Origin of the sequence: Planctomonas deserti, from assembly GCF_003067705.1 — a bacterium.
GTDB classification, from domain to species: domain Bacteria; phylum Actinomycetota; class Actinomycetes; order Actinomycetales; family Microbacteriaceae; genus Planctomonas; species Planctomonas deserti.
The window spans coordinates 410,475-426,595 of sequence record NZ_QANL01000004.1; the positions used below are offsets into that span (position 1 = coordinate 410,475).

General features: G+C 71.6%; 17 protein-coding genes. 6 read left to right on the forward strand and 11 right to left on the reverse strand.

Annotation, left to right across the window (positions count from 1 at the left end):
- Window positions 1-5: 5 nt before the first annotated feature.
- The gene (locus tag DAI20_RS15365; protein WP_159085084.1) at window positions 6-701 is read right to left on the reverse strand and encodes a hypothetical protein; all 696 of its coding nucleotides are present in this window, start codon (window positions 699-701) and stop codon (window positions 6-8) included.
- A 323-nt stretch (window positions 702-1,024) separates the two neighbouring features.
- On the opposite strand from DAI20_RS15365, the gene DAI20_RS15370 reads away from it, so the two are divergent.
- Window positions 1,025-1,402, forward strand: a complete 378-nt coding sequence (locus tag DAI20_RS15370) for a TraR/DksA family transcriptional regulator (protein WP_108252375.1) — start codon at window positions 1,025-1,027, stop codon at window positions 1,400-1,402.
- Window positions 1,403-1,431: 29 nt separating this feature from the next.
- On the opposite strand, the gene DAI20_RS15375 is transcribed toward DAI20_RS15370, so the two are convergent.
- The 3 genes from DAI20_RS15375 to DAI20_RS15385 all read right to left on the reverse strand — a co-directional run bounded on the left by DAI20_RS15375 (window position 1,432) and on the right by DAI20_RS15385 (window position 3,769).
- Window positions 1,432-2,157 (reverse strand): copper resistance CopC family protein, encoded by a 726-nt coding sequence (locus DAI20_RS15375; RefSeq protein WP_108252377.1) that lies wholly within the window; start codon window positions 2,155-2,157, stop codon window positions 1,432-1,434.
- Window positions 2,157-2,903, reverse strand: coding sequence for a YcnI family copper-binding membrane protein (locus tag DAI20_RS15380; protein ID WP_108252379.1), 747 nt, complete (start codon window positions 2,901-2,903; stop codon window positions 2,157-2,159). The genes DAI20_RS15375 and DAI20_RS15380 overlap by 1 nt, the downstream gene beginning before the upstream one ends.
- Window positions 2,904-3,082: 179 nt before the next feature.
- Window positions 3,083-3,769 (reverse strand): hypothetical protein, encoded by a 687-nt coding sequence (locus DAI20_RS15385; protein WP_108252380.1) that lies wholly within the window; start codon window positions 3,767-3,769, stop codon window positions 3,083-3,085.
- A 219-nt stretch (window positions 3,770-3,988) separates the two neighbouring features.
- Here DAI20_RS15385 and DAI20_RS15390 point away from each other — a divergent pair, with 219 nt between their 5' ends.
- Entirely contained in the window at window positions 3,989-4,282 is a 294-nt protein-coding gene (locus tag DAI20_RS15390) for a hypothetical protein (protein ID WP_108252382.1), read from the forward strand.
- A 77-nt stretch (window positions 4,283-4,359) separates the two neighbouring features.
- Entirely contained in the window at window positions 4,360-5,112 is a 753-nt protein-coding gene (locus tag DAI20_RS15395; RefSeq protein ID WP_108252384.1) for a YidC/Oxa1 family membrane protein insertase, read from the forward strand.
- A gap of 30 nt (window positions 5,113-5,142) precedes the next feature.
- Here DAI20_RS15395 and ggt read toward each other — a convergent pair whose 3' ends face one another.
- Complete coding sequence (gene ggt / locus DAI20_RS15400) at window positions 5,143-7,086, reverse strand: gamma-glutamyltransferase (protein ID WP_240606108.1); 1,944 nt, start codon at window positions 7,084-7,086, stop codon at window positions 5,143-5,145.
- Window positions 7,087-7,430: 344 nt separating this feature from the next.
- Between ggt and DAI20_RS15405 the strand changes: the two genes are divergently transcribed.
- The 3 genes from DAI20_RS15405 to ypfJ all read left to right on the forward strand — a co-directional run bounded on the left by DAI20_RS15405 (window position 7,431) and on the right by ypfJ (window position 11,697).
- On the forward strand, window positions 7,431-8,891 hold the full coding sequence (locus tag DAI20_RS15405; RefSeq protein ID WP_159085085.1) for an HNH endonuclease signature motif containing protein: 1,461 nt from the start codon (window positions 7,431-7,433) through the stop codon (window positions 8,889-8,891).
- Between the two features lie 919 nt (window positions 8,892-9,810).
- Window positions 9,811-10,704, forward strand: coding sequence for an alpha/beta fold hydrolase (locus DAI20_RS15410; protein WP_108252387.1), 894 nt, complete (start codon window positions 9,811-9,813; stop codon window positions 10,702-10,704).
- 102 nt (window positions 10,705-10,806) lie between these two features.
- Window positions 10,807-11,697 carry a KPN_02809 family neutral zinc metallopeptidase gene (ypfJ, locus tag DAI20_RS15415; protein WP_108252389.1) on the forward strand — a complete coding sequence of 297 codons (891 nt, stop codon included), beginning with the start codon at window positions 10,807-10,809 and terminating at the stop codon, window positions 11,695-11,697.
- A gap of 73 nt (window positions 11,698-11,770) precedes the next feature.
- On the opposite strand, the gene DAI20_RS18605 is transcribed toward ypfJ, so the two are convergent.
- The 6 genes from DAI20_RS18605 to DAI20_RS15440 form a co-directional block, all read right to left on the reverse strand.
- On the reverse strand, window positions 11,771-11,944 hold the full coding sequence (locus DAI20_RS18605) for a hypothetical protein (protein ID WP_159085086.1): 174 nt from the start codon (window positions 11,942-11,944) through the stop codon (window positions 11,771-11,773).
- 4 nt (window positions 11,945-11,948) lie between these two features.
- Window positions 11,949-12,209, reverse strand: a complete 261-nt coding sequence (locus DAI20_RS15420; RefSeq protein ID WP_108252391.1) for a hypothetical protein — start codon at window positions 12,207-12,209, stop codon at window positions 11,949-11,951.
- Between the two features lie 540 nt (window positions 12,210-12,749).
- Window positions 12,750-13,655, reverse strand: a complete 906-nt coding sequence (locus tag DAI20_RS15425; RefSeq protein ID WP_108252394.1) for an aldo/keto reductase — start codon at window positions 13,653-13,655, stop codon at window positions 12,750-12,752.
- A 9-nt stretch (window positions 13,656-13,664) separates the two neighbouring features.
- The gene (locus DAI20_RS15430) at window positions 13,665-14,231 is read right to left on the reverse strand and encodes a dihydrofolate reductase family protein (RefSeq protein WP_108252395.1); all 567 of its coding nucleotides are present in this window, start codon (window positions 14,229-14,231) and stop codon (window positions 13,665-13,667) included.
- A gap of 167 nt (window positions 14,232-14,398) precedes the next feature.
- A complete protein-coding gene (locus DAI20_RS15435) occupies window positions 14,399-15,571 on the reverse strand; it encodes a flagellar hook protein FlgE (RefSeq protein WP_108252397.1) in 1,173 nt (390 codons plus the stop codon).
- A 55-nt stretch (window positions 15,572-15,626) separates the two neighbouring features.
- On the reverse strand, window positions 15,627-16,121 hold the full coding sequence (locus DAI20_RS15440; RefSeq protein ID WP_108252399.1) for a flagellar hook capping FlgD N-terminal domain-containing protein: 495 nt from the start codon (window positions 16,119-16,121) through the stop codon (window positions 15,627-15,629).

Sequence of the window (16,121 nt, forward strand, 5' to 3'; positions counted from 1 at the left end):
GGCGGCTACCCCCAGAGCCGGTCGACGATCCTGCCGATCAGGTCGTTCGTGGGGAAGTCCGCCTGGTCGACGGAGATGAAGACACCGTCGCGCTGGAAGCGCGTGAAGCTCTCGTCGACCGGGTAGTCGGCGTTCGGGCGGGTGAGGTGGCAGCGCCGTCCCTCGTGGATGTCGACGCAGGTGTACCCGTCGGCCGCGAGGTCGTCGAGGTAGGAGGCGCCGACGGCGGGGTCGACCGCACCCAGGGCGACCTCGAGGAAGGTGATGTCGGCGTTCGGATCGCGCCAGAGGCAGTCGAGCGTCGTCGCGCCGCGCACGATCTCCGCCGGCGTGGCGCCGGCCGGCGGCGTCGTGGGTGTGACCTGGCCGAACGGGGCGCCCGAGCGGGTGGTGAAGCCCTCCGGGTTGAGCGGAACCTCGCCGAACACCGCCTCGTAGTCCCCCGCGCTCACGATGTCGCGGCAGTCCGTCGGGATCGCGACCGGTGACGCCGTGCCGGTCGGACCGGGCGTGGGCGTCGCGGTGGGCGAACCCGACGCGGACGGGGTGGGCGACGCGCTGGGCGCACCCGTGTCGCCGGAGGGGCTGGGGCTGCCCGCCCCATCACCGGAGCCGAAGTCCAGCCCCGTGCAGCCGGTCAGCGCGAACAGCGCGACGGCGAGGGGAACGAATGGAACGACTGCTCGTCGTCGAGCTTTCACGGTGTCCTCCGAGTCCGCCCAGGGGGTGGGTGGGCCAAGCATAGGGCTTGGGGACGGCGAACAGGGGTCGGAGTTCGGGGTCCTCAAGAGGGCGCGCTCAGCGCTCCGGCACTCGGTAGAGCTGGCCGCCGACCGGGCTCGTGAAAAGGAGGTCGGTGTGCGAGTGATCGCTGGTCACCTCCAGCGAGTACTCGCTGCCGTCCGACCGGTACCCCACGAGGTGATTGCCCGCGTGCAGGACGAGGAGGCTCTCATCGAGCTGCCCGGTGAGGGGGAAGGAACCGATCCGTGCTCACCCAGCGAGCGCCACCTACGCTGGAGCGATGGGCGACCCCGGGCACCTCGATCTGGAGCACTTCGGCGCCCTCCTGGCGGCGCAGCGGGCGGAGCGCGAGGCCGAGGCGGCGGCGCTGGCCGCCTCGCTGTCGGACGTCCGCGCGGCGCGGTCGGACGGCACCGCGGACGACGAGCACGACCCCGAGGGCTCGACGCTGTCGTCGGACTGGTCCCGGATCTCCGGGCTGCTCGCCGCGCTGCGGAGCCGGATCGACGCCATCGAGCGGGCGGGCGAGCGGATCGACGCGGGAACGTACGGCATCTGCCTGCGCCGCGGTGAGCGCATTCCCCTCGATCGCCTCGAGGCGCTGCCCGCCGCGGAGCTCTGCATCGCCTGCGCCAGGGAGGCGGAGGTCCGGCGCTGACGCCTCACCCCGCCTCCCCGCTTTCGCGCCTAGCGCTCCGTCGTGCCCCTCCCCCTGCCCCGGAACCGGGCGAAGAGCACTCCCCCGCCGGCCAGCGCGGCCGCGACGACGGCCGCGCCGATCCAGAGGCCGTCGGACGAGCCGCCGGCCTGGTCGCCGCCCGCGGCGGTGGTGTCGCTGGTGTCGCTGGCACCGGCCGTGGTCGACGAATCCGCGCCCGGATCGGAGGCGCTCGGCGCCGGTACCGGGGTGCTCCCGTCCTCGTCCGCGGCGGCTCCATCGGGGGCGGCGGAATCGTCGCCCTCTCCGCAGACGGGCGGCGCCGTGGAGCCCGTGGACTCCTCGCTCGCCGCGGCCGGAGCCCACTCGAAGGCGAACTCGTCGGACACCGAGTGCCCGTCCGCCGACACCACCTGCCACTGGACCGTGTACGTGCCCGGTGCGCCGAGCTCGGCCGCGGTGGACAGGGACGGGCCGGTGATGTCGAGGCAGCCGTCGCCGTAGTACAGCCCGTCCGCATCCGTCACCTGCAGGGCGAACGCGCCGGTGCTGCCGCCGAGGTCGAGCAGCGCCTCGTTCGTCGTGATGTCGAAGCGGTCCGGCAGTTCCGTGAGGGTGTCGCCCTCCGCCGGCGTCGAGGACACCAGGTAGTTGTGCGCCTGGGCCGGTCCGGCGATCAGCAGCGCGGGCGCAGCCGCGAGCGCGACGGCAGCGAGCAGCGCGACCCGTCGTGCTGCCCGCGTGCGCTCCGCCATCAGTTGGCCGCCTTGCGACGGGACGTGACCGCGAGCGCGACGCCGACGATGCCGACGACGAGACCGAGGATGCCGAACACCCGGGCGAGCGCGTCGACGGGCTGCTGCTGAGCGGCCGCGGAGGTCGCCGCGCCGTCGTCGCTCGCGGTGACGGTCGCCGCGTCGGCGTCCGCATCCGCGGCGGCGTCGGCGTCGTGGCCCGCGTGCGCGTCGGCGGGCGTGTCGGTGATGTACAGCACGGGGGCGGGGTGCTCCGCGTCGGCCGCGGTCTCCGTCCACTCCACCACCTCGCCGTCGGTGTAGCTCTGCACCGCCGGGAGCGTGATGGATCCGGTGTCGGGCACGGGGCCCACGGACAGGTCGAACTGCTGCAGCTGGCCCTGGCCGATCTCGGAACCCGCCTGAGCCGTCCACACGACGGAGGTGACGGCCTCGGCGATCTCGCTCTCCCCGACGGTCACCGGCTCGGGCAGCGTGCTGGTCACGAGCTGGGCCGACCACCCGGGCACGGGGACGTAGCGGACGCTCGAGAACGGAGTGTCTGAGGGCAGCTGCAGCTCCACCCGGTTGGTGGCCGCGGTGGCGGATTCGTTCGGCACCTTCACGGTGAGCACCGTGTAGCTGCCGGGCTCGGCGCTGCCCGGGTCGATGGTGACGTGCGCGCTCGCGGCGAGCGGGGCCGACAGCGCGAGGAGGAGGCCGGCGGCGCCGGCGACGGAGAGGGTACGGACGGAGTGTGCGGACATGACGATTCCTAACGAGGAAGAGGCGGAAGCCTCGAAGAGATGAGACGGAGTCTCGGAAATGGTTCGGCGCGGACGCCGAAGAGGATGCCGCGATCGCGCGGCATTACAAGAACGCTCGCGGCTGCGGCTGCGGCTGCGGCTGCGGCGAGGTGAGCGCGTGCTAGCGAGGTGAGCGCGTGCTAGACGGTGAGGGCCGGCGGGCCGCGGTGCCGAAGCGCGAGCATCAGGCGTTCCCGGGGCCGAGGGCGGAAGAGCGCTCCCGCGATCACGAAGGAGCTCGGCCGGACCGGACGGGTCGGGAGGACAGCGACGAGGACGACGACGCGCAGGAGCGCGGAGCCGGCGAGGCGCAGGGAGTCGAAGAGGCCCCAGAAGGAGCGCTCGCCCGCGACCAGCGCGAGCACGGTCACCAGTCCGGCGAGCACGTGGGCGAGGAGCATGCCGGAGTCGACGCCACCGGCCGCGGCATCCGCCGGCATGAGCGATCCGTGGTGCCCGACCACGGCCGCGGAATCCGCGAGCGAGGCGGTGTGGCCCATGCCGGACGCGTGAGCCATCACCGGCGTTCCGGACATCCCCGCGGTCTCGGCCATCCTCGCCTGCAGCGCGGCGGAGGGCGCGCCCGTCATGGCGAAGACCCCGTGCAGCAGCGCCTGGGAGACGCCCACCGCGACCAGCACCCGCGAAGCGGACAGCGCACGGCCGGTGAGCGCGAGGCAGAAGACCAGGGCAAGGGCGAAGGCGACGAGGACCAGGGCCGGGTGCGGAGCGGTGCCGCCGGCGACGGCGTGCGACAGCGCGGTCACGAGCGTGGAGACCGACGCGGTCACGGACGCGCGTGCGAGTCGCGCCGCGCGAGTGTCCACAGTGCTCCCGTGTCGTCCGGCGGTCGCAACCGGGTGGTCGCGTCCGTTTTCTGTCCTCGCCGCATCCTGTCAGAGCGGAGAGGGGCGGCGTCCCCGAGCCGGGGCGACCGCTCTCCCTCGATCCTGGCGTTCCCTTCCTGGGGAAAAAGCGTGTGCTGCGGATGCGCCGGGACGAGGTGCCTCGATAGTCTTCCAGAACACCGTTCCCGAGAGGACCCCGTGCGCGCGCTCATCACCTGGCTCGTCGCCGTCGCGACGCTGTCCCTGGTGACGCTCGCGGTGGCACCGGCAGAGCCGTCGGCGGCGCTGGTCACCGGCGTCGTCGTGCTCGCGGGCGCCGTGCTCCTCGCGTCGCGCTACCTCGCGGTGCTCATCGTCGCCTTCACGCTCACGGTGGGCTCCCGGGCGCGACAGCACGAGGAGGTCCTGACGAGGATCGCCGCCCCGCGGCACCCCAACACCGCCGGTCGTCCGCGCACGCGCGCGCCGGCGCGGTCCGTCGCGGCCGCCTAGTCCCTCTCCGGCCCTCCGGTCCCGGGGCAGCGCGGTCGCTCACGGATCCCCGCTCCTCTGACCGTTAGGACCCCTCGTTGGACATCTACTCGTTCGCGCCCGTCGCGACCGTGCTCGACCTCGCCTACACCCTCGTCACCGTGCTGGCTCAGGCCCTCGCGCCCCTCTCCGGCGGCTTCTCCGCCGCGCTCGCCGTCGTCGTCGTGACGATCGCCGTGCGCCTGCTCCTCCTCCCCGTCGGCCGCTCGCAGGTGCGGGCCGAGCTCACCAGGCGCCGGCTCGCGCCGCGATTGCGGGATCTTCGCCGCCGGTACGGCAAGGATCCCGAGCTCCTGCAGCGCAAGACGATGGAGCTGTACGCGGAGGAGAAGGCATCGCCGCTGGCCGGCTGCCTGCCGACGCTGCTCCAGGCGCCGGTGCTCTCCGTGCTCTACGGCCTGTTCGTGCTCGCCACGATCGACGGGCATCCCAACGGGCTGCTGGCCGAGCACCTGCTCTCCGTGCCGCTCGGCGCCTCCCTGCCGGCCTTCCTCGGCGCGAGCGCGGCGGCGTGGCCGGGCGTGCTCGTCTACCTGGTTCTGCTCGCCGGCATCGCCGCGGTCGCCGCGGTCTCGCGGGTGCACGCGCTGCGGTTCGCGGAGCCGCCCGCGGAGGACGCGCCCGAGGCCGTGCTGCGGATGACCCGCGCGCTCAGCTGGGCGCCCCTCGCGACGGTCGTGTTCGCAGCGCTCGTACCGCTCGCCGCAACGCTCTACCTCGCGGTGTCGACGACCTGGACCCTCATCGAGCGCGCGATTTTCCGGCACCGCCTCCGCCCCGCCCTCGGCTGAGGGTGGGGCGGCGTGGGGGTGCTGGGTCCTCTACCGCTCGGGGCGCACCACGAGGCCCGTTCCGCCGCCGCGGCGGACCGGCTCGGCGGCCGCCGTCAGCTTCCCGGACGCGTCCCGCTCGATCGCCGCCGCCGCACCGATCTCGGCCGCCGCCGTGAGGGCGTCGCCCGAACGCACGAGCTCGTGGCCGTAGGGCGCGAGCAGGTCGGAGTACGCCTCGACGAACGCGGGCTCGGCGGGGGTCTGCGGCGTCTCGGGCGTCGTGTCGGTGGCGCCGGCGGTGTTGCGCTGCGAGGCGCGGGGCGCCGCGACGGCCTCCGGCAGGGTCATCCCGAGATCGATCCGGTTGATGAGGATCTGCAGGACCGTCGTGATGATGGTCGCGCCGCCGGGGGTGCCGAGCACGTACCGCACCTGGCCGTCCTTGAGCACGATCGTGGGGGCCATCGAGGAGCGCGGGCGCTTCCCCGGTTCGATGCGGTTGGGGTCCGTCTCCACGTACACCGTGCTGAAATCGGTGAGCTCGTTGTTGAGGAGGAAGCCGCGGCCGGGAACGGTCATCGCGGATCCGCCCGTTTGCTCGATCGTGAGCGTGTAGGCGACGGCGTTGCCCCACTTGTCCACCACCGAGAGGTGGGTCGTGGAGATGTTCTCCGTCTCGCGCTCCTCGGGCACCGTCGCGACCGCGCATCCCGAGCCGTCCAGCGGACCGGCGGGCACGGGCTTCGGTGCTGCCCGGTCGGGATCGATGGTGCAGTTGCGAGAGTCCGCGAACCTCTGGCTGAGCAGGGTCTCGGTCGGCACGTCGACGAAGGCCGGGTCGCCGACGTAGGCGTTCCGATCCGCGTACGCCCGGGCGGACGCCTCGAGGTAGAGGTGCAGGCTGTCGCCCAGGTTCTCGGTGCCGAGGTCGTGGTTCTCGAGGATGTTGAGGGCCTCGCCGACCGTCGTGCCGCCGGAGGAGGAGGGGGCCATGCTGTAGACGTCGAGGCCGCGGTAGGCGACCCTGGTCGGCGCCTGCTCGGCCACCCTGTAGTTGGCGATGTCCTCCGCGGTCATGGTGCCGGCGGGTGCCGGCAGCCCCGACGCCGGGTCCACGCGCGGGTTCTGCACGACGTCGGCGATCTCGCGACCGATCGGTCCCTGGTAGAACTCCTCCGTGCCGCCCAGCGCGATGCGCGTGAGCGTGCGGGCGAGGTCCGGGTTGCGGAAGCGGGTTCCCACCTCGGGGAGCTCACCGCCGGGAAGGAACAGCTCCGCCGTGTCGGGGAAGGCGCGGAAGCGGACGAGGTTCTGCTCGGTCTGGCTGCGGAAGGTCTCGTCCACGGTGAAGCCGCGGGCGGCGAGCAGGATCGACGGCGCGAGCATCAGGCCAAGGGGCTTGGTGCCGAAGCGGTCGAGCGCCGTCTCCCACGTGGCGAGAGTGCCGGGCACGCCGACGGAGACGCCCGAGGAGACGAGCTGGGGAGTGAAGGGGTAGGGCAGCTGGGTGGCCGGGTCGAGGAAGGCGTCCGGGGTGATGCCGGCCGGGGCCGTCTCGCGCCCGTCGATGGTGCTCACGGTGCCGGTCTTCGCATCGAAGTACACGAAGTATCCGCCGCCGCCGATGCCCGCGCTGTACGGCTCGGTGACGCCAAGGGCGGACGCCGTCGCGACTGCCGCATCCGCCGCGTTGCCGCCGTGCTTGAGCACCTCGAGGCCCACCCGGCTCGCGGACTCGTCGACCGACGACACCGCGCCGCCGTAGCCGACCGAGGTGGGCTGCGGGCCGGTGTCGCCGTGTCCCGGCCACCACCAGCCGCCGCGGGAGTCCTTCCCCTGCCGGCCGGTGTCCTGCTCGAGGGTGTCCTGCTCGAGGGTGTCCTGTTCGAGGACGCTCGCCGTGGCCGGCGCCCCCGTCATCACCACCCCGACCGTGACAGCTGCGGCAAGCCCGAGTGCGATGCGGCGGACCTGAGTGCGGTGCGTGAGCATGAGCGTCCCCTTCCCCGGGGTTCGGCGTCAACGTCGGCGTCCTAGGTGCCTGACGCTACCCCCGACGTGGGGCGGCGGCAATCGGTTCCGGGGGTTGCGCCGCCATGAATGCGGGGGCGCCGCGCTGGGGCGCCGGCGGGCGGGGGGTGCGGGGGTGCCGCGCGGGGGTGCCGCGCGGGGGCGCGGTGGCGGTGCGCCGGCGGATGCGGTGCGGTGGTGGTGCCCCTTAACGGTCCCTGAGCTTGTCGAAGGGACGCTCGCTTCCCTGGATCGGGCTCGTGGAAGTTCTCCACAGGGCCAAAGTTCCTCGTCGAAGAAACTTTCGATCTGGTAGAATGTGTGCTATGGCAAACCCGGCAGCGACGCTCCTCCGCACAGCGGACACCGTCGCACGCCTGGGCTCCTCACCCGCGTCCGTCGCCACGCTCCCGAAGCAGGAACTGCTCGACGCGCTGCAGGCTATCTCCGACGCACGACACTGCTGCGACACCATCACCGCCGCGATAGCCGCGGAACTGAGCCGCCGCTCTGAGCCAGATCTCGGCTCGGCCGGCCTCGCCCAGCAGGAGGGCTACCGCACACCACAGGCCATGGTGGAGGCGATCACCGGAACCACCAAGGGCGGCGCCGTCTCGATCGTCGAAGTGGGCAAGATGCTCGCCGAAACCGCCGCGGTGGAGACGCTGCAGCGCGAGCACCCCGAACTCCCGACGCCCCCGACCCCGTGGCACGCGCCGATCGCGCATGCCGTCACCGACGGACGGATCTCGATCGCTCAGGCGGACGCCATTCGTACCGGGCTCGGGCTGCCCAGCGACTCGGTACCCCCCGAGTCGCTGTCCGAGGCCGCGGTCGAGTTGCTCGAAGACGCGACGACCCTCACGGCGGGCCAGTTGCATCGTCGGGCGAGGCAGTTGCGGGACGACCTGGACGACACCGAAGTCGCCGACCGCGAGAAGGCCCAGCTCGACCAGCAACACCTCAAGGCCTGGAAGCGACCGGACGGGATGGTGGAGGGCAAGTTCCTCTACGCACCAGAACCCGGCGCGTTCCTCCTCTCCGTCCTCGACGAACTGACGAACCCGCGACGCGGCGGGCCGAGGTTCGTGAAGGAGAAGGACCGCGCCCGGATCGATGCCATCGTCAACGACTCCCGCTCCACGGAGCGCTTGGCCGCGGACGGGTTCCTGGAGCTGCTGCGCATCGGCGCGGACGCCGACCCTGGCCAGGTCTTCGGCTCACGCCGCCCCGCCGTTCGGGTGATCGTCACCAAGGAGAGCCTCGACTCCGGCGAAGGCCACGGCTCGATCCAGGACACCGGCGAGGCGGTGAGTATTGGCACCATCCGCCGCGAGATCTGCAGTACGGGAACGGTCGCGGTGGTCCTCGACGACGACGGGCAGTGCGTCAACGTCGGACGCGAGCAGCGGCTCTTCACCGCCCGCCAGCGCATCGGACTCGCGGTGCGGGACGGCGGGTGCATGTGGCCGGGCTGCGACCGGCCACCGTCCTGGTGCGAGGCCCACCACATCAACCAGTGGAAACGAGACCACGGCAAGACCGACATCGCCGACGGGGTCCTGCTCTGCAAACACCACCACCTGCTCCTCCACAACAACGGCTGGGACATCCGACGAACCGACGGGCAGTGCCTGCTGCTGCCACCGAGATCCATCAGCCCGAACCGGGAAGCCCGCCACCTCGCGACGAAGAGCAGGGCGGTGCAGGACTGGAACGCCCGCCGACACCGCCTCCGAACGCATGACCGAGATCGCTCCCCAGAACCGACCCCACCCGGTGACTGACCGTGCCCAATCAGCAGCTCTTCACGGTCCCTGAGCCTGTCGAAGGGATGCACCGTCTCAGCGCACCTTGCGTCGCTTCGACAAGCTCAGCGACCGTGGTGACCGCCCCGGAATCGCCCACCGTCCCGGCAACCGCACCACTCGCATCCCGTCCATGCTCGCGAAGCCCTCGGACCGGCCGATACCGGCGAACGGAACCCGGCGGTCCCTCAGCCCGGCGAAGGGACGCAACGGCGTCAGCGCGCGTTGCGTCGCTTCGACAAGCTCAGCGACCGTGGTGACCGCCCACGGAACGCCCCGCAAGTCCCGGGAACCGCACCACCCGCATTCCGGCCATGCTCGCGAAGCCCTCGGGTACGGCCGATGCCGGCGAACGTAACTCGGCGGTCCCTGAGCCCGTCGAAGGGTCGCAACCGTGACAGCACACCTCACGTCGCTTCGACAAGCTGCGACCGTGGTGACCGCCCACGGGTCGCTCAGGAGCCCCGGCAGCGGCACCACCCGCAATCCATACATGCTCGCGAAGCTCTCGGGAACGGCCTATACCGGCGAACGTAACTCGATGGTCCCTGAGCCCGTCGAAGGGACGCGGCCGTGTCAGCGCACCTTGCGTCCCTTCGACACGCTCAGCGACCGTGGTGACCGTCCACGGGTCGCTCAGGAGTGCCGGCGGCCGCGCCACCCATATTCCGTCCGTGCCCGCGAAGCTCTCGGGAACTGCCGATGCTGATCGACGGCACCGCCTCGGTCCCTGAGCCCGTCGAAGGGACGCGGCCGTGTCAGCGCAGCTTGCGTCGCTTCGACGAGCTCAGTGACCGGGGTGGCTCAGCACTGTGTTGGCTCAGCGACCGTGTGGTTGCTCGGCGACGCGGTTGGTGGGAGGGGCGCGGTGCGGGGGCGGGGGCTCTACGGTGAGGGCATGGTGGAGACGCGGGATGTGCGGACGCCGGACGGGCGAGTGGTGCGGGCCCACGACAGTGGGGACCCGGGCTTCGGGGTCCACGAAAGTGGGGATCCCGGCGTCGGGAGCGGGAACCCGGGTGGCGACGGGCGGCTGACCATCATCTGGCATCACGGGTCGCCGCAGACCGGCGCGCTCCTCGCGCCGCTTCTCGCCTGGACGGCGGAGCGGCGCATCCGGCTCGTGTCGTACGGCCGGCCTAGCTACGGCGGGTCCACGCCGCGGCCGGGGCGGTCGGTCGCCACCGCCGCGGAGGACGTCGCGGCAGTCGCCGACGCGCTCGGCCTCGAACGGTTCGCGGTCATGGGCGCGTCCGGGGGCGGTCCGCACGCGCTCGCCTGCGCGGCGCTGCTTCCCGACCGCGTGTCCGGGGTGGTGAACCTCGCGGGGCTGGCGCCATTCGATGCGGACGGCATCGACTGGTTCGGCGGCATGGCGTCCGACGGCGCCTCGCTGCGCGCGGCGGCGGAGGGGCGGGACGCGCGCGAGCGGTACGAGGCGACCGCCGAGTTCGATCCCGAGAGCTTCGTCGAGCGGGACTATGACGCGCTCGCGGGCGCCTGGTCGTCGCTGAGCGACGACGTCGGCCTCGCCGCCGCGGACGGTTCCGACGGGCTGATCGACGACGACGTCGCCTTCGTCACCCCGTGGGGTTTCGACGTGACGGACGTGCGGGCGCCCGTGCTCCTCGTGCACGGCGGCCGGGACCGCGTCGTGCCGCCCTCGCACTCCGAGTGGCTCGCCACGCACTGCCCGAGGGCGGAGCTCTGGCGGCGGCCGGACGACGGGCACGTGTCCGTGCTCTCCGAGTGCCCGGCCGCGCTGGACTGGCTGCTCACCAACGCGACGTAGCCGCGGGAAGCCGGACCTGGGGCAGCACCACCACAGACCGCCAGGTGCCGCCGCAGGGTGTGCCTCGCAGCGCCCGCTCCCCCGCCCCGGTACGGTCGATTCATGTCCTTCAACGACAACGCCCGTATCGACAGCAGCAAGGTCAAGCGCCGCGGGCGCACCACCGGCATCGCCGCAGGTGGCGGCGGCATCGCCGTGATCGCCGTGTTCCTCATCGCCCAGTTCACGGGCGTGGACCTTTCCGGCCTCGTCAACGGGGGCGGCACGGGAGGGGCCGGCGGCCCCACGGTCTCCGAGCCGCTCGCCGACTGCCAGACCGGCGAGGACGCGAACGAGAGCATCGACTGCCGCATGGCCGGCGCGGCGGACAGCCTCGACACCTACTGGGCGACCGAGGCCCCCGCCATCGGCATCGCCAACTACACGACCCCTGAGTTCTTCCTCTTCACGGACGGGACAACGACCGGCTGCGGCAACGCGACCAGCGCGAGCGGTCCCTTTTACTGCCCGCCCGACCAGGCGCTGTTCGTGGACACGGCCTTCTTCGACCAGCTGCGGAGCCAGTTCGGCGCCAGCGGCGGACCGCTCGCTCAGATGTACGTCGTCGGCCACGAGTGGGGCCACCACATCCAGCAGCTGAGCGGCGCTTTCGAGCGCGCCGACCGTAGCAACACTGGTCCCGGGTCGGACACCATCCGCCTCGAGGTGCAGGCGGACTGCTACGCCGGCGCCTGGGTGGGTGCCGCCTCCACCGTCCGCGACGATGCGGGCGTGACATTCCTCGAGCCGGTCACCCGCGAGCAGGTCGCGGACGCCCTCAACGCCGCAGCGGCCGTCGGTGACGACCGCATCCAGGCGGCGAGCGGCGGCCAGGTCGACCCCGACTCGTGGACCCACGGATCGGCCGAGCAGCGCCAGCGCTGGTTCGAGGCCGGTCGCGAGGGCGGCGCTGGTGCGTGCGACACCTTCGCGGTGCCCACCGAGCAGCTCTGACCGAAGGCGGGGCTGACCGGAAACAGGTCGGACCGGAGTCGGCTCTGACCGGAACTGTCGGAAGCGGTGCCGCTCAGCCGTCGGTGCCGCTGAGGGCGAGCAGCAGCTGAGCCGCCGCCTCCTCCGCGGTTTCGCGCGACGAGTACGGCCCCTCGCAGGGCACGCCCTCGAGGAGGTCGGTGTCGTAGCCGTGCGAGAGGAAGTACCGGGGCGGCGCGTCTCGGCGCACGATGTCGACGTCGCTCATGGCGTTACCCCGCACTTATCGCGAGTCGGTTCACGCCCGACTCGCGGTCTGCGCTGATCCGCGTCAGCGCGTCGTCGAAAGAACAGAATCGGCCGCACACGCACGGCATGGGCTTCATCGACATGACTTCGTAAAGTCCGTCGCATTTCTCGATATAAGCGAGGATGCGGCGCGCGTCGCCCGGCTCCACCTCGCCGTCGCACACACGCCATTCGTGGTCGCTGAGTGCGACGACCTCGAGTGCGCTGTTGTATCCGATTGCCATGCTTCTTCGCCCCTTATGCGGCATACCGCCGCAGTACTCCCGATAAAGAAGACGGTACGCGGCGCGAAAAGAGACGCCCAGGGACTTGACTTTCGTCCCATGGGCATGCTCCCCCGTTCGCAGAGCACCCACGCGGGCGAACCCAGGCCGCGATTCCCCGTGCACCAGCGGTGTTCTTCGGGAATCCGTAGCTGTACCGCGTCCGCCCGCGGGCGGGGCGCCCTGCGCATGAATAAGGACGCCCTCACGGCGGATTAACAGCGGCAACGGCGCGAAATCACAAGGAAAAGCGACAAGTGATCCAAGGAGAATGCGTCGCACCGGGGAAAACGGCTGCTGAGGATAGGCCATGGCAAATCCGAGAAAGCCGGAAAAGAGCCGCATACGCCCGGGGATACGATCCGATAAGCACCGCACTAATACCGAGCGCGTCGTGAGTATCGGCGCATAGAGACCCACGGAACGCTCCGCAGAGGCACCATCCGTGCCGGAGAGACCCCTATTTCCACGTGGAGTCGCTTACCGGCGGGAGCGCCGGCGCTACATCGTCCAGGGCTCGGCGTGCACGTCCACCTCGTCGGACCAGTGGCGCTGCAGGGCGAACAGCTCGTCCACGATGTCCGCGTGAAGCGGCTCGACGCGATGGCTAACCTCGACGAGCTCGTCGAGGTGCCTGCGGCGGCTGGCGGACCCGACTGTCGACACGACCTGCGGGGTGCTGTGCGCGAATCGCATGCAGAACTCCGCCCAGCTCGCGATTCCCGACCGCTCGAAGATCGGCGCGACCTCGACCGCCCGCTCCTGGAGGTAAGGCAGCCACGCCGCTCCGGGCACGTCGCGGAGGGTGTGCACCGGCGCGCCGCTGACCGTGCGCATCGAGATGATGGACGCGTCCCGCTGCAGGAGCTCGTCCCACAGCTCGTTCGACGCGAAGCGCTGCAGCGGGTTGAGGTAGAGGATGAAGCCGTCGACGAGCCCCTCGAGGTGGCCCGCGCGCAGGGCGGCGAGCGGTGCTGCCGACGTCCACGGGAAGATCTCCAGCACGAAGCGCCCGACGAGACCCTCGTCCCGGATCCCGCGCAGCTCGTCGAGGATCGGTCCACCGCTGACCATGGCCTCGGCGAACTCGTCGGTCGCGCTGAGCTGACCGACAGCGATCCTCTCGATACCGAGCGGCTCGACGTTCTCGGCGAGGGTGGCGCGTACCGACGCCGCCGTGCCGCCGCCGAGCTTGACGATGAGCGGAGGGATGGCGTCGCGGTTCTCCGCGAACACCTCCCCCAGGACCTCGAGCGCGTGGTCGTACTGCCGCGACGTGTGCATCCACAGCCCGGCGTCGATGGCGGCCCGAGCCATGGCGCGCTGCTGCTCGCGGGGCACGTCGGCGTGCCCGAGGCGGGTGGTCCCGTAGATGAAGGGGGGAAAATCGGAGAGCGGTCGCGTCATCCCGCCAGGCTACTGACGCCCTACGACGGCGTAGTGCAGGTAGACGACGCCGTTGCCGAAGCGGCGCTCGTCGAGCAGCTCGAGGTCGACGCGCAGCCCATCCGGTAAGAACCGGTTGCCGCCGCCGACTGCGACGGGCGAGACGAACAGCTGCACCTCGTCGACGAGCCCCGACCGCAATGCCTGCGCCGCCAGGTGGGGGCCGCTGATCGACAGGTCGCGGTCGGCCTCCGCCTTCCAGGCGCGGATGCGCCCGGGGTGGAACTCCCGCTCGATGCGGGTGCGCGCCGTCACGGCGGCTTCGGGCAGGGTCGAGGAGAAGACCACCTTGTCGGCCGAGCGCCAGATGTCGGCGTACTCGCGCATCACGTCGGGCTCGCCCTCCCCGCCAAGCGTCTCCCACACCGAGAGAACCTCGTACATGCGCCTGCCGTAGAGGTAGGTGCCGATGGGGCGCTCGACCTCGTTGACGAAGGCGTGCACCTCCTCGTCGGGGACGCTCCAGTCGAAGCGCCCGCCGGTGTCGGCGACGTAGCCGTCCAGTGAGGTGATGCCGGTGTACAGGAGTCGGGCCACGGCCGGTTTCCCTTCCGCTCGTCGGGGATCGTTGGCCGAACGCTACGCCGCCGCGGACGCCGTCGCCCGGCGCTGACGCCAACACCTGCCCCCACCGGCTCGGTGCCCGGGTACACGAACGGCGCCGATCCGGGCGGAAGGCCCGGACCGACGCCGCGTGCGCCGGACTAGCGCTTCAGGTTGGTGAGCTCCTGAAGCACCTCGTCCGAGGTGGTGATGATGCGGGCGTTCGCCTGGAAGCCGCGCTGGGCGACGATCAGGTTGGTGAACTCCTGCGAGAGGTCGACGTTGGACATCTCGAGCGTGCCGCTGCTGACCGTGCCGCGGCCGTCGGCGCCGGGAGCGCCGATCGTGGCGGCGCCGGAGTTGAACGTCGCGCGGTAGGTCGAGCCGCCGGCCTTCTCCAGACCGGCCGAGTTCGCGAAGGTCGCGAGCGAGAGCCGGCCCACCGCCTCCGAGGCGCCATTGGTGAAGGAGCCGATGACCGTGCCGTCCTTGCCGACGCTGAAGCCGGCGAAGGTTCCGGCGCTGCGGCCGTCCTGGCCGCTGACGGCGAGGGTGCTGAGCTTGGCGTAGCCGGTGATGGAGTCGAGCTGCACGGTGACGCCGCCCACGGTGACGTTCCCGCCGCCGGTCTGCAGGCCGTTGGCGAAGGTCAGGGACCCGGCGCCCGTCGCGCCCGTGCCGTCGGCACCCGCGACGTCCCAGCCGGCGGCCGAGCGGGTGAAGGTCAGCGTGAGGGTGCGGGACCTGCCGGCCGCGTCGAAGGCCTCGATGTCGCGGACGAGTTGGGTGCCGACGGCCGCATCGGAGGGCAGGTTGCCGCCGATGGTCGCGGTGCTCGTCGCGATGGCGCCGGCAACCGTGTTCATCGGAAGGGTCAGGTCGCCGATGCGGCCACCCTCGTTGACGACGCCGTTCACGGCGGGGAGGCCCTGGACGATGGAGCCGTCGGGCGTGACGAGGCGGCCCGCCGCGTCGACGTCGAAGGCCCCCGCGCGGGAGTACAGCGTCTCGTTGCCCTGGCGGGTCACGAAGAAGCCGTCACCGGAGATCATCATGTCCGTGGCGCGGCCCGTCGCCTGCGACGAGCCCTGGGCGAAGTTGGTGCTGATGCCGGCGACCTGCACGCCGAGGCCCACCTGGGCGGGGTTGGTGCCGCCGAGTCCGGCCTGCGGGCCGCCCGCGCCCTGGGTGAGCTGCGAGAGCGTGTCCTGGAACTGGACCGCGGAGCCCTTGAAGCCGGCGGTGTTGACGTTGGCGATGTTGTTGCCGGTCACGTCGAGCATGGTCTGGTGCGAGCGGAGGCCGGAGATGCCGGAGTAGAGCGAGCGAAGCATGGAAGCTGCCTTTCGGAAATGATTACGCGGTTGGTGTGTGCGGAAGATCTGGTGGTCAGAGAGAGGAGGACGAGGCCGGGGAGGCCGGCGAGCCGGATGCGGCGGGCGAAGCCGGGGACGTCGGTGATGCCGGCGAGCCGGATGCGGCGGCCGTGATGCCGGCGATCACGTCGAGGGAGACGGCCTTGCCGTCGACGGTCACCTGGGGCACGGCCCCCGCGTAGGAGACCGAGGTGGCGGTTCCGGTGACCGTGGCCCCGTCCGGTCCCGCGTAGGAGACCTGCTTGCCGATGAGCGAGGCGGACGCCATGCGCATCTGCAGCGAGAAGTTCTCCTCGCTGGTGGTGGTCATCGCCGTGATCTTCTCCATCATGGCGAGCTGGGTCGTCTGGGCGATCATCTCGTTGGTGTCCATGGGCGAGCTCGGGTCCTGGTTGCGGAGCTGCGACACGAGCAGGGACATGAAGACCTCGCCGTCCATGGTCTGCTTGGGCGCGCGGGTCGGCGTGGTCGTGGGCGAAGTGGTCGCGGAAATCGCGTCGATGGGCAT